Origin of the sequence: Methylobacterium sp. J-077 (genome assembly GCF_022829365.1) — a bacterium.
Lineage (GTDB): Bacteria > Pseudomonadota > Alphaproteobacteria > Rhizobiales > Beijerinckiaceae > Methylobacterium.
Map to the genome: position 1 here is coordinate 88,648 of NZ_JAKSYJ010000142.1, position 12,204 is coordinate 100,851.

Genomic DNA, 12,204 nt, shown 5'->3' on the forward strand with positions numbered 1-12,204 from the left:
CTCGACATGCAACTCTGGCGTGCATCCCCACCAGGATCGGAAAGTGGCCCGTCCAGGGCGTCGCTTTGTCAGCCCCGATCCGCACAGCAGAAGCCGACCCGCCATGTTCGCTGCTCTGAAGGTCCGTGAAGCGCAGGCCAAGCTGGCCGCCCTCGACCGCGTCCAGGGGATGATCGAGTTCGATCTCGACGGCCGAATCCTATCGGCGAACGGCAACTTTCTCGACGCGGTCGGCTACACCCTGCCGGAGATCGTCGGGCAGCACCACAGCCTGTTCGTCGACCCGGGCTACCGCGATTCCCCGGACTATAAGGCGTTCTGGGAGCGCCTGCGCGGCGGCACGTTCGAGACGGGCCAGTTCCGGCGGGTCGGACGCGGCGGCCGCGCGATCTGGATCGAGGCGTCCTACAACCCGATGCTCGATGCCCGGGGGCGGCCCTACAAGGTGGTGAAGTTCGCCACCGACATCACCCGACAGCGCACCGAGGAGGCCGACCGCACCGGCCAGATCGCGGCGATCCACAAGGTGCAGGCGGTGATCGCCTTCGACCTCGACGGCATGGTGATCGAGGCCAACGACAATTTCCTCGCCGTGATGGGCTATGGGCGCGACGAGGTCGTCGGTCAGCACCACAGCCTGTTCGTGGAGCCCAGCTACCGGGACAGCGAGGCGTATCGCGCCTTCTGGGCGGCTCTGCGCAACGGCACCTACCAAGCCGCGCAGTTCCGGCGCCTCGGCAAGGATGGGCGCGAGGTCTGGATCCAGGCCTCCTACAACCCGATCCTCGACGCCGCCGGACGGCCCTACAAGGTCGTGAAGTTCGCCACCGACATCACCGAGCAGGTCCGCCTGCTGGCCGACCTGCGGACCCTGATCGACAGCAAGTTCGGCGCGATCGAGCACGCGGTCCTGCATTCCACCGATGCCGCCCGGCTGGCTGCGTCGGCCGCGGATTCGACGTCCGGCAACGTCCAGACCGTGGCGGCGGCGGCCGAGGAACTCGCCGCTTCCGTTGCCGAGATGTCCCAGAGCATCGTCCGCTCGCAGGGCGCCACCGACACCGCCTATGCCTGCGTGCAAGAGGCCGACGGCCACACCAAGCGGCTCGCCGACAGCGCGACGGCGATGTCCAGCATCGTCGGCCTGATCCAGAACATCGCCGGTCAGATCAACCTGCTGGCGCTCAACGCCACCATCGAGGCGGCGCGCGCCGGCGAGGCCGGACGCGGGTTCGCGGTGGTCGCCTCCGAGGTGAAGGCACTCGCCGACCAGGCAGCCCGCGCCACCGGCCAGATCAACAGCGAGATCGCCAGCGTCCAGCAGGTCTCGCAGGAAGTCGTAGTGGCTTTGGGCTCGATCGGGTCCTCGGTCTCGGTGATGCGCGAGACCGTGGTGTCCACCGCGGCGGCGATCGAGGAGCAGAGCGCGGTGACCCGCGACCTCGCCGAGAGCATGCAGAGCGCCGCCGGGGCGGTCGCGGCGATCACCGGCAATATCGGGGCAATCGCGCAATCGGTGGCCGACGTCTCGCAGGCGGTGGCGACCACCCGGGATGCCGCCAAGGTGCTGGCGCGCTGAGCGGCCGGTATCGGGTTTCCAAAGGGCTCAGCCCTTTGGCGGGGTTCGGGGGCGGAGCCCCTGAGGGCACAGAGCGAAGCTCTCTTGCCGGGCTCCGCCCTGCACCCGCAAAAGGTCCGAACCTTTTGAAACCCTGATCGACGCCCTCAAGGCAGCGCCTGCACCAGTTCACGGAAACGGTCGCCGCGGATCTCGAAATTGCGGAACTGGTCGTAGGAGGCGCAGGCCGGCGAGAGCAGCACCACCGGCTCCGGTGCACCGGAGGCGGCGGCGTTCTCGGCGGCCTTGGGGACCGCGACCTCCAGGGTCTCGCAGCGGGTGTAGGGCACCACGCCTTCGAGCGTCGCCGCGAAGGCATCCGAGGCTGCGCCGATCAGGTAGGCGTGGGCGACCCGCTGGAAATACGGCACCAGCGGGAAGATCCCGCCCTCCTTGGCTTTGCCGCCGAGGATCCAGTGGATGTCCCGGAAGGCCGTGAGCGCCTTCTCGGTGGAATCTGCGTTGGTCGCCTTGGAATCGTTGACGAACAGCACCGATCCGCGCCGCCCGACCTCCTCCATCCGGTGCGGCAGGCCCGGGAACGACGACAGCCCGGCCTGGATTTCTTCGCCGCTGAGGCCGAGGGCTCGGGCGACCGCCACCGCCACGGCGGCGTTCTGCCAGTTGTGGGCGCCGCGCAGCGAGCCGATGCCGTTGACGTCGGCGAGAGCCGTGCCGTCGGGATCGCGGACGAGGCCGTCGCGCACGGTCAGGGCGTCGGTGCTGAGCGCGTCGCCGCTGGGCACGTGGATCCGCACGAGGTCGCCCGTACGCCGCTCGGCGATGGCCCGGCTCGGGCCGTCGTCGATGCCGACCACCGCCAGACCGGCGCCACTGATCAGGCGCTCCTTGATGGCGGCGTATTGCTCCATGGTGCCGTGGCGGTCGAGGTGGTCCGACGTGATGTTCATCAGCACGCCGACCATCGCATCGAGGCCCGGGGTCAGGTCGATCTGGAACGACGACATCTCGATCACGTGGATGCGGGCCGCGTCCGGCGGCTCCAGCGACAGGATCGCGGTGCCGATATTGCCGCCCATCTGCACGTCGCGCCCGGCTTGGGCGAGCACGTGGGCGATCAAAGCCGTGGTGGTCGACTTGCCGTTGGTGCCGGTGATCGCCACGAACGGCGCCCCGGGCGCCCGCGCCCGGCGCTCCCGGCAGAACAGCTCGATATCGCCGATGATCTCGGTGCCGGCCTCGCGGGCGAGCCGGACGGTCCAGTGCGGTTCCGGATGAGTCAGGGGGACGCCGGGGCTGAGCACCAAGGCCGCGAAGCCGGGCCACGCGGCCTCGCGCAGGTCCTGGGTGCCGATCCCCGCCGCTTCGGCACGCGCGACGCTGTCGGCGTTGTCGTCCCAGGCGATCACCTCGGCACCGCCGGCCTTCAGCGCGTTGGCCGTGGCCAGCCCCGAGCCGCCGAGCCCGAACAGGGCGACCTTCTGGCCCGCGAAGACGGTGACGGGTGTCATGCGAAACTCAATTCAACGTGGGAACATCGCCGATCCCACCCAACCCCCTCATCCCGAGGTGCCCGCGCCAGCGGGCTTTGACGGAGCCCTCCAGGGATCACGCGGCCGGCTGGGGGGCTCCTTCGAGGCGCCCGCTTCGCGGCCGCACCTCAGGATGAGGGCCCGTTTGGGATCGGCCATAGTGGAATACAGTCTAACACAGTTTCTCAGCGCAGCTTCAGGGTCGCGAGGCCCGCGAGCGCCAGGATCACCGCGATGATCCAGAATCGGATCACGACCTGCGGCTCCTTCCAGCCCTTCTGCTCGAAATGGTGGTGGATCGGCGCCATCCGGAAGACGCGCTTGCCGGTGAGCTTGAACGACGCGACCTGGATGATCACCGACATCATCTCCAGCACGAACAGGCCGCCGACGATCGCCAGGACGATCTCGTGCTTGGTCGCCACCGCGATGGTGCCGAGCAGGCCACCCAGCGCCAGGGAGCCGGTATCGCCCATGAAGATCTGCGCCGGCGGCGCGTTGAACCACAGGAAGCCGAGGCCGGCCCCGATCACGGCGCCGCAGACCACGGCGAGCTCGCCGGTGTCACGGACGTAGTTCACTTGGAGGTAGCTCGCAGTGAACGAGTTGCCGACGAGATACGCGATGATCCCGAACGTGCCGCAGGCGATCATCACCGGCACGATGGCGAGCCCGTCGAGGCCGTCGGTCATGTTCACGGAATTACCGGCGCCGACGATCACGAAGGCCCCGAACAGGGCGTAGAACCAGCCGAGGTTCAGCAGCGCGTCCTTGAACACCGGGAAGGCGAGCTGGTTCTGCAGCGCCACCGGCGAGTAGATCGAGATGATCGTGCAGGCCGCGATGGCGATCAGCGCCTCCAGCGACAGCCGGAACTTGCCGGAAAAGCCCTTGTGCGACTGCTTCGTGACCTTGAGGTAGTCGTCGTAGAAGCCGATCGCCCCGAAGCCGAGGGTGACGGTCAGGGTCACCCAGACGTAGTGGTTGCGGGGGTTGGCCCAGAGCAGGATCGCCACCACGGCGCCCGCCAGGATCATCAGCCCGCCCATGGTTGGCGTGCCGCGCTTGGTCAGCAGGTGGGTCTGCGGCCCGTCCTCGCGGATCGGCTGGCCCTTGCCCTGGCGCAGGCGCAGCAGGGAGATGATCCACGGCCCGAACCAGAACACGAACAGGCCCGCCGTGAACAGCGCGCCGCCGGTGCGGAAGGTGATGTAGCGGAAGACGTTGAACGGCGAGAACGTGCCGCTCAGTTCCGAGAGAAGGTACAGCATCCGGGCGCTCGGCCCCTTTTGTTCAGGCGCGGGTTTCGGGGGGCGGCACCGATCGTCGCGAACGCTCGGGCGTACCGATCATGAGGCGGATCACGGGGCGGCGGCCAGTCCGCGCCGCGCCGGGTCGACCGCGTAGCGGGCTTTCAGGACCTCGACAATCCGCCCCATGCGGCTGCCGTTCGATCCCTTGACCATCACGGCGTCGCCGGACCGGAGGTTGCGGGTCAGCGGCTCGATCAGGTCGGCGGCGGTGTCGGCGACGCCGCCGCGGCGGCTCACCGGCAGCGCCTCGAACAGGTTGCGCATCAGCGGACCGGAGGCGAAGACGAGGTCGATCCGGGCGGCCTCGATCGCCTCGGCGAGGCCGCGATGCAGGTCGGCGGCGGCACCGCCGAGTTCCAGCATGTCGCCTAGCACCGCGATGCGGCGGCCACGCGGGCCGGTCTCGATGCCGGCGAGCGTCGCGATCGCGGCCCGGACCGAGGCCGGGTTGGCGTTGTAGCTCTCGTCGACCAGGTAGGCGGTGCCGCCTTCGATCTCCAGGGCGGTGCGCTCGCCGCGACCGACCGGCGGGCTCAACCCGGCCAGCGACAGGGCCGCCTCGGCGAGATCGGCGCCGAGCGCATGGATCACCGCCATCACGCCGAGGGAGTTCAAGGCCGCGTGCCGCCCCGCGGTACCGAGCTTGTAGGTGACGGGCTGGCCCATCACCACGGCGTCGACCACCGACAGGTCGGGGCGCAGCACGATTTTTTGCGCGCGCACATCGGCCTCCGGGTGCTCGCCGAAGCTGATCACCCGGCCGGCGCGGGAGGCGTGCGCATGGGCAAGCAGGCGCTCGAAATGCGCGCCGTCGCGGTTGATGATCGCGACGCCACCGGGCTCGAGGCCGGAAAAGATTTCGCCCTTGGCGTCGGCAATCGCCGAAACCGAGGCGAAATGCTCGATATGCACCGGCTCGACCGTGGTGATCAGCGCGATATCGGGGCGGACCTGGGCGGTCAGCGGCACGATCTCGGCCGGGTGGTTCATGCCGATCTCGAACACGCCGTAGTGGGTGGCTTGCGGCATCCGGGCGAGCGTCAGGGGCACGCCCCAGTGGTTGTTGTAGGAGGCCGCGGAGGCGTGGGTCTCGCCTTGCTGGCTCAGCACGTGCCGCAGGGCCTCCTTGGTCCCGGTCTTGCCGACCGAGCCGGTCACCGCCACGATCTGGGCGTCCGTGCGCGCCCTTGCGGCTTTCCCTAGGCGGGTCATCGCGGTCAGGACCGGATCGGCGCCCAGCTCCGGAACCGCCAGCACCGGGCCGAACGCCGCGAGGTCCGCCGCCCGGGCCTCGCTCACCACGGCGGCGCCGGCGCCGCGCCCGAGCGCGACGGCGACGAAGTCGTGGCCGTCGCGGGCCTCGCCCTTGATGGCGAAGAACAGGTCGCCCGGCTGGAGCGTGCGGGTGTCGATCGAGGCGCCGCCGATCGGGCGGCCCTCGCCGATCAGGCGCCCGCCGGTGGCGGCCTCCAAGTCGTCTCGGGTCCAGAGTGCGGTCACGGTCAGCCCCCGGTCACCATCCGGCCGCGCCATCAGCGCACCGCCTCGGCGATGGCGGCGCGCAGGACCTCGTGGTCCGAGAACGGCAGGGTGCGATCTCCCACGATCTGGCCGGTTTCATGGCCTTTGCCGGCCACGACCAGCACGTCGCCCGGTCCGAGGCGCCGCACCGCTTCGCGGATCGCCGCGGCGCGGTCACCGATTTCCTCAGCCTTCGCAGCGGCTTCGAGGATCGCCCGGCGGATCGCCGCAGGCTCCTCGGTGCGCGGATTGTCGTCGGTGACGATGACGCCATCGGCCAGGCGCGCGGCGATGGCACCCATGAGCGGGCGCTTGCCCCGGTCGCGGTCGCCGCCGCAGCCGAACACCACCACGAGGCGTCCGGACGCGAATGGCCGCAGGGTGGTCAGCACGCTCTCCAGCGCCTCGGGCTTGTGGGCGTAATCCACGAGGCACAGGCCCCCCCGCGCCTCGCCGACCCGCTCCATGCGGCCCGGCACGCCGGTGAGATCGTCGAGGGCCGCGAACACACCCGCCGGATCGGCGGCACCGGCCGGTGTCGCGAGCGCCAGGCCGGCCGCCACCAGGGCGTTCGCGACCTGGAAATCGCCGACCAGGGGAAGACGCACCGTCCGGGTCACGCCGTCATGCTGCAGCGTCACGGCTTGCGCGAAGCCCTCGGTCTTTGCCGAGACGAGACGGATCTCCGATCCCGCGCGCCCGACCGTGCGAACCGGCCGCCCGGCGCCTTCGGCTGCCGCGATCACCCGATCGGCATAGGCGCCATCGGCGTTGACGATCGCCGGGCAGCTTTCCGGCAGGAGGTCGGTGAACAGGCGCAGCTTGGCCGCGAGGTATTCCTCGATGCTCGCGTGGTAATCGAGATGGTCGCGGCCGAGATTGGTGAAGCCTGCCGCGGTGAGCCGCACACCGTCGAGGCGGCGCTGCTCGATCCCATGAGAAGACGCCTCCATGGCAAGCTCGGTGACGCCGTCGCGGGCGAGCCGGGCCAGGGTCTGGTGCAGCGTCACCGGGTCGGGGGTGGTGAGCGAGCCGTATTCCGCGCCGCGATTGGTGACGATCCCGACGGTGCCGAGGCTCGCGGCGTCGCGGCCAAGCCGGGCCAGGATCTGGCGCACGAAATCGGCGACCGAGCTTTTCCCGGCCGTGCCGGTGACCGCGACCACGGCCCCGGGCTGCGCACCGGCCAGCCGCGCGGCGGCGAGCGCCAGAGCCCGGCGGGCATCCGGTACGGCGATCCAGGCGACCGCCTCGGGCAGGTCGGCGGGGCGCTCGCCCTCCCCGGCCACCGCGATGGCACCGCGTCCGGCGGCCTGCGCGGCAAACCGGCGGCCATCGGCCTGGGTGCCCGGCACGGCGACGAACACGCCGCCCGGGACGACCTTCCGGCTGTCGGCGGTCACCGTCGAGACCATGAGGTCGGCGGCCGGGCCGGCGGCCTCCGGGAAGAGCTCGGCGAGGCGGCTGCTCACGGGCCGCCCAGCTGATTGATGTGGTAGGCGTTGAGCTTGACCATCTGGGGGAATGGCCGCACCGGCGGCTCGAATTGCGGTGGCAGGCCGAGGATCGGGGCGACCCGCTCGATCACCTTGCCGGTGACGACGCCGGAGTTCCACGCCGCGGTGGCATAGCCGCCCGATTCCGGCAGCCCCTGCGGCTCGTCCATGATCGTCACGAACAGGTACTTGGGATCGTTCATCGGCGCTGCCGCCATGAAGGTGGTGAACAGGCGGTTGTGGATGTAGCGCCCGCCGATCACCTTCTCGGCCGTGCCGGTCTTGCCGCCGACGAAGTAGTACGGGATCGCCGCCTTCTTGGCCGAGCCCTCGGCGGCGTTCAGGCGCATGATGTAGCGCATCGCCTCGGAGGTCTGGCCGGACAGGACGTGCGTGGACCGCGCCTTGTCGTCGGGGTTCGCCTTGAGGAACGTCGGGGTGATCAGGTCGCCGCCGTTGGCGATCGCCGCCACGGCGGCCGCGGCCTGGATCGGCGCCACCGCGATGCCGTGGCCGAACGCGATGGTGATGGTGTTGATCTCGCTCCAGCGGGACGGGACGATCGGGGCCGCGCTCTCCGGCAGCTCGGTGCGCAGCCGGTCGAGCAGGCCCATCTTCTTCAGGAACGCCTTGTGGCCGGGCACGCCCACGCCCAGAGCCATCTTGGCCGAGCCGATGTTGGACGAGTGGGTGAACACCTCCGGCATCGTGATGAGCCGGTTGGTGCCGTGATACTCGTGGATCTTCTGGCGGCCCCAGTTCAGCACGCCACCGCGGGTGTCGAAGGTCGAGTTGACGTTGTACTTGCCGGAATCGAGGGCCATGGCCAGCGTCATCGCCTTGAAGGTCGAGCCCATCTCGTAGACGCCGACATTCATCCGGTTGATGCGGTCGGGCGAGAGCGCGTCCTTCGGGTCGTTCGGGTCGAAATCCGGCATCGAGACCAGGGCGATGACCTCGCCGGTCTTGACGTCGAGGATCATCGAGGCGCCGGCCTTGGCCTTGAAGTGGTCGATGCCCCAGGCCAGCTCGTCGCGCACGGCGAACTGGGCGCGCAGGTCGATGGAGAGCTGCACCGGCTTGAGGTCGGCCTGCTTGTTGACCAGCCCGAAGCTGTTCAGCGCCTGCAGGCCGGTGGAATCGATGTACTTCTCCATGCCGGCGATGCCGACGCCGTCGAGGTTGGTCGCGCCCAGGATGTGGGCGGCGGCGGTGCCGTTCGGGTAGACCCGCTTGTGGTCGGGCAGGAAGCCGATGCCCGGGATGCCGAGCCGGTGGACCTCGGCCTGCTGCTTCGGCGTCAGCTCGCGCTTCACCCAGACGAAGCCCGCGCCCTTCTTGTCCTTGCGCGAGGACAGCTTGGCGCGCAGCTCCGAGGCGTTGAGTTCCGGCAGGACCGCGGTGAGCAGCTCCACCGCCTCGTCCTTGTCGTAGATGTTGCCGGGCTCGGCGAAGACCGAGACGGTGCGGATGTCGGTGGCCAGGATCTCGCCGTTGCGGTCGACGATGTCGGGCCGGAACGCGGTCGAGGACGCGGCCGCGACCCGGTGCTCCTGGCTGGGCGGATCGCCGAACACGGCCATCATCAGGAGCTTGGCCGAGATCGTCCCGAATACCCCGACGAAGACCAGCCCGACCAGGGCGACGCGCATGTGCGAGCGCTCGATGGCGAGCCGGAACATGCTGCGCACGAACGCCTTGGCGCGGGCGGCGCGCCGGTCCGGGTTCAGCGCCCGGGCGGCGGCTTCGAGCGCGGCCGCATCGTGCTCGGACACGGCGTAGTGCGCCGCGTCGTGCTCCGGTGCGTTGGGCTCCGAGACTTGGTGTTCCGAGACTTGGTGCTCCGAGATTCGCACCTCGGCTGCCGCGTCTTGGGTGTGGTCGGCGTCTTCGGACACGGGTGATTACCTCGAAGCGGTATTCGGGGTGCGGGTCGTGGTGACGGTGCGAGTGATCGCGCCGGTTGTGCGCGGCTCGGCCGTGCCCTTGTCCTTGGGCGTCGCCGTCGCGGCCAGCAGCCGGCCGATCTCGTCGCCGCGCTCGGGGCGGGCCGGCAGGTCCGACAGGCGGGCCAGATGACTGGTCCCGATCGGCTCCAGGGCGAGGTGCTTGTCCACCGCCGCCTGCAGCCGGTCCGGCCGGGTCAGGAGCTGCCACTCGGCGCGCAGCACTGCGATCGCCTGCCGCTCCTTGTGCAGCGCGGTCTGCAGCTTGGAGACCTGCCCGCCCTGGTAGAGCGTGTCGTACTTGATCGAGTAGGCGTAGATCGCCGAGGCCACGAGGCCGGCGACCGCCAGGAGGTTCAGCAGGCGGATCATCGGCGATGGCCCCCGCGGGCGGCGTCTGGCAGGCTCGCCAGCGCGTGGAGCGCGGCGAGCGGTTCGGGCGTCTCGGATTCGGTGCGCTCGGCGGCCCGGAGCTTGGCCGAGCGGGCGCGCGGATTGCGCGCAATCTCGGCCTCGCCCGGCAGGACCGGACCCTTAGTGACCAGGCGGAAGCTGCGGATCGTCTCGGCCGGGCCGCCCGGGAGATGACGCGAGCCCTGGGCGGAGCGGCCGCTGCGGGCCGCGAAGAACTGCTTGACGATCCGGTCTTCCAAGGAATGGAACGTCACCACGGCGAGCCGCCCGCCCGGGGCCAGGACCCGCTCGGCGGCGTGGAGCGCGCGGACCAATTCGCCGAGCTCGTCGTTCACGGCGATCCGCAGGCCCTGGAAGGTCCGGGTCGCCGGGTGGATGTGGCTGCCGGGCTCGGCCCAGACGACGCTGGCGACCAGCTCGGCGAGCTGAGCCGTGGTCTCGATCCGGCCGCGGCGGCGGGCCTCGTGGATGGTCCGGGCCACGGCCCGCGAGCGCCGCTCCTCGCCGTAATGATAGATGATGTCGGCGAGCGCGGTCTCGTCGGCCTCGTTGACGAGGTCGGCGGCGCTCGGGCCGTCATTGCCCATGCGCATGTCGAGGGGGCCGTCGTTGCGGAACGAGAAACCCCGCTCCGGCGCATCGAGCTGCATCGACGAGACGCCGATATCGAGGACGATCCGGTCGGCCTTGGCCTCGCCGGCCTCGCCGAGCAACGCGTCGAGATCGCCGAACCGGCCGGGCACGAGGCGCAGGCGTCCGCCGGCCTCGGCGACCAGCGTCTGGCCGTTGGCGATCGCTTCCGGATCGCGGTCGATGGCGATCATCCGCAGGGCCGGATCGGCCGCCAGCAGCGCGCGGGTGTAGCCGCCGGCCCCGAAGGTGCCGTCGACGGCCAGGCCGCCGTCGAGCTTGAGCGACGCGACGACCTCGTCGAGGAGCACCGGCACGTGGGGCTGCGCGGAGCCGGGGCCATCGCAGCGCGCGGCGGCCGCGACCTCGGCCGGGGGGCGGCGCCGAATCATGCGCGCCTCGCCGGGCCGGTGCAGGGACAGTCGGGGTTTCTGCGCGATCCGGGAAGTCCGGCGCGGGTGCGGCTCGTGCGTCTCATGGTGCCCTGTGCCGGGCCGCGCGAGCGCGGCGCGCGTGACGGGAACGGCACCGGATGCAGAGCGCGCGAAACGCCGCGCACGGACGGGACCTGCACCTGTGCAGGTGACGCCCGGCGATCCGATACACGCCGTTGACGGGAGGATGCCGGGTATCATGGGCCTCGGAGGATCGTCAACGCGCGAGCCTGGCGCTGGCGAGCCGACGGATCTGACCCCGGCACGGTTAACCGAAGGTTTTTGCCCGGCGCGAATTTTTGGCCCTGGCCGGAGCGGGTCGAGGCTCGGGCGCGCCCCACGGCGGCGCGGGTTCAGGGGGTTGGATCAGCCGGCCTGTAAGCCGGGTTCTGTAAGGCCGGAGCGCTCGCGCGCGCCGACGTGGCGGCCATTCCTCTGGGACGGTCGTTGCCGACCGCCTCGAGCAACCAACCCGGGCGACTGGCCTGGAGAGCGGGCCTGCCCTTCTCGCGAAGGGCGCGCCGCCCCTATTCGGTCTTGCTCCCGGTGGGGTTTGCCGTGCCGTCCGCGTTGCCGCGTCCGCGGTGCGCTCTTACCGCACCCTTTCACCCTGACCCCGGACGTGTCCGGGGCGGTCTGCTCTCTGTGGCACTGTCCCTGGGGTCGCCCCCGCCGGACGTTATCCGGCACCGTCTCTCCATGGAGCCCGGACTTTCCTCCCCGGATGCTGATGCACCCGGAGCGGCCGCCCGGCCGGCTGATCCGCGGGCAGATGCGCCCGCGCCGCCGTCCGGGTCAAGGGCGCCGAAGCGCCCGCAGCCGACGTGGAAGCCGGTTCGGCGTCAGCGAGCGCGTCGCGTCGAGCTTTTCGATTACCAGCTGCCGGTGTTCTCCATGGAGACCCACGGCTCCTGCGGCTCCTTGGCGCCGCCCTTCTGCAGGATCTCGATGGAGATCCCGTCCGGCGACTTCACGAAGGCCATGTAGCCGTCGCGGGGCGGACGGTTGATGGTCACGCCCCTGTCCTTGAGCCGGGCGCAGAAGGCGTAGATGTCGTCGACTTGGTAGGCGAGGTGCCCGAAATTGCGCCCGCCCGAATAGGTCTCCGGGTCCCAGTTGTAGGTCAGCTCGACCAGCGGCGACTTGCTCGCCTGCGCCCGCTCGACATCCCCGGGAGCGGCCAGGAAGACCAGGGTGAAGCGGCCCTTCTCGTTCTCGACGCGGCGGACCTCCTTCAAACCGAAGGTGTCGACGTAGAAGGCGAGCGCCCGGTCGAGATCGGCCACTCGGACCATGGTGTGCAAGTATTCCATCGGGCGGCTATCCCTCTGTCGGAGCG

Annotated in this window: 9 protein-coding genes and 1 other RNA gene; 1 reads left to right on the top strand and 9 read right to left on the bottom strand. The window is 70.4% G+C overall.

What is annotated here, in order from left to right:
- Nucleotides 1-103 precede the first annotated feature (103 nt).
- Nucleotides 104-1,579: a PAS domain S-box protein gene (locus MKL11_RS17300; RefSeq protein WP_243945487.1), complete on the top strand. Its 1,476-nt coding sequence runs from the start codon at nucleotides 104-106 to the stop codon at nucleotides 1,577-1,579.
- Nucleotides 1,580-1,725: 146 nt separating this feature from the next.
- Here the strand turns inward: MKL11_RS17300 and murD are convergent, their stop codons facing one another.
- The 9 genes from murD to MKL11_RS17345 all read right to left on the bottom strand — a co-directional run bounded on the left by murD (nucleotide 1,726) and on the right by MKL11_RS17345 (nucleotide 12,178).
- A complete protein-coding gene (murD, locus tag MKL11_RS17305; RefSeq protein WP_243945489.1) occupies nucleotides 1,726-3,090 on the bottom strand; it encodes a UDP-N-acetylmuramoyl-L-alanine--D-glutamate ligase in 1,365 nt (454 codons plus the stop codon).
- Nucleotides 3,091-3,296: 206 nt separating this feature from the next.
- The gene (gene mraY, locus MKL11_RS17310) at nucleotides 3,297-4,382 is read right to left on the bottom strand and encodes a phospho-N-acetylmuramoyl-pentapeptide-transferase (RefSeq protein ID WP_243945491.1); all 1,086 of its coding nucleotides are present in this window, start codon (nucleotides 4,380-4,382) and stop codon (nucleotides 3,297-3,299) included.
- A gap of 90 nt (nucleotides 4,383-4,472) precedes the next feature.
- Nucleotides 4,473-5,957: a UDP-N-acetylmuramoylalanyl-D-glutamyl-2,6-diaminopimelate--D-alanyl-D-alanine ligase gene (locus MKL11_RS17315; RefSeq protein ID WP_243945493.1), complete on the bottom strand. Its 1,485-nt coding sequence runs from the start codon at nucleotides 5,955-5,957 to the stop codon at nucleotides 4,473-4,475.
- Complete coding sequence (locus MKL11_RS17320) at nucleotides 5,957-7,417, bottom strand: UDP-N-acetylmuramoyl-L-alanyl-D-glutamate--2,6-diaminopimelate ligase (RefSeq protein WP_313900758.1); 1,461 nt, start codon at nucleotides 7,415-7,417, stop codon at nucleotides 5,957-5,959. Before MKL11_RS17320 ends, MKL11_RS17315 begins: the two co-directional genes overlap by 1 nt.
- Nucleotides 7,414-9,171 (bottom strand): penicillin-binding protein 2, encoded by a 1,758-nt coding sequence (locus MKL11_RS17325; RefSeq protein WP_279600555.1) that lies wholly within the window; start codon nucleotides 9,169-9,171, stop codon nucleotides 7,414-7,416. Before MKL11_RS17325 ends, MKL11_RS17320 begins: the two co-directional genes overlap by 4 nt.
- Nucleotides 9,172-9,345: 174 nt before the next feature.
- A complete protein-coding gene (locus MKL11_RS17330) occupies nucleotides 9,346-9,759 on the bottom strand; it encodes a hypothetical protein (protein WP_092041622.1) in 414 nt (137 codons plus the stop codon).
- Entirely contained in the window at nucleotides 9,756-10,823 is a 1,068-nt protein-coding gene (rsmH, locus tag MKL11_RS17335) for a 16S rRNA (cytosine(1402)-N(4))-methyltransferase RsmH (RefSeq protein ID WP_243945497.1), read from the bottom strand. Before rsmH ends, MKL11_RS17330 begins: the two co-directional genes overlap by 4 nt.
- A 404-nt stretch (nucleotides 10,824-11,227) precedes the next feature.
- Nucleotides 11,228-11,626: RNase P RNA component class A (gene rnpB, locus MKL11_RS17340), an RNA gene on the bottom strand.
- Between the two features lie 111 nt (nucleotides 11,627-11,737).
- Nucleotides 11,738-12,178 carry a VOC family protein gene (locus MKL11_RS17345; protein WP_243945499.1) on the bottom strand — a complete coding sequence of 147 codons (441 nt, stop codon included), beginning with the start codon at nucleotides 12,176-12,178 and terminating at the stop codon, nucleotides 11,738-11,740.
- Nucleotides 12,179-12,204 lie beyond the last annotated feature (26 nt).

Bases quoted from the DNA above. Each gene is read 5' to 3' on its own strand.
- mraY (WP_243945491.1), bottom strand. From the start codon at position 4,382: ATGCTGTACCTTCTCTCGGAACTGAGCGGCACGTTCTCGCCGTTCAAC.
- MKL11_RS17315 (WP_243945493.1), bottom strand. From the start codon at position 5,957: ATGGCGCGGCCGGATGGTGACCGGGGGCTGACCGTGACCGCACTCTGG.
- MKL11_RS17330 (WP_092041622.1), bottom strand. From the start codon at position 9,759: ATGATCCGCCTGCTGAACCTCCTGGCGGTCGCCGGCCTCGTGGCCTCG.
- murD (WP_243945489.1), bottom strand. From the start codon at position 3,090: ATGACACCCGTCACCGTCTTCGCGGGCCAGAAGGTCGCCCTGTTCGGG.
- MKL11_RS17345 (WP_243945499.1), bottom strand. From the start codon at position 12,178: ATGGAATACTTGCACACCATGGTCCGAGTGGCCGATCTCGACCGGGCG.
- MKL11_RS17300 (WP_243945487.1), top strand. From the start codon at position 104: ATGTTCGCTGCTCTGAAGGTCCGTGAAGCGCAGGCCAAGCTGGCCGCC.
- rsmH (WP_243945497.1), bottom strand. From the start codon at position 10,823: ATGATTCGGCGCCGCCCCCCGGCCGAGGTCGCGGCCGCCGCGCGCTGC.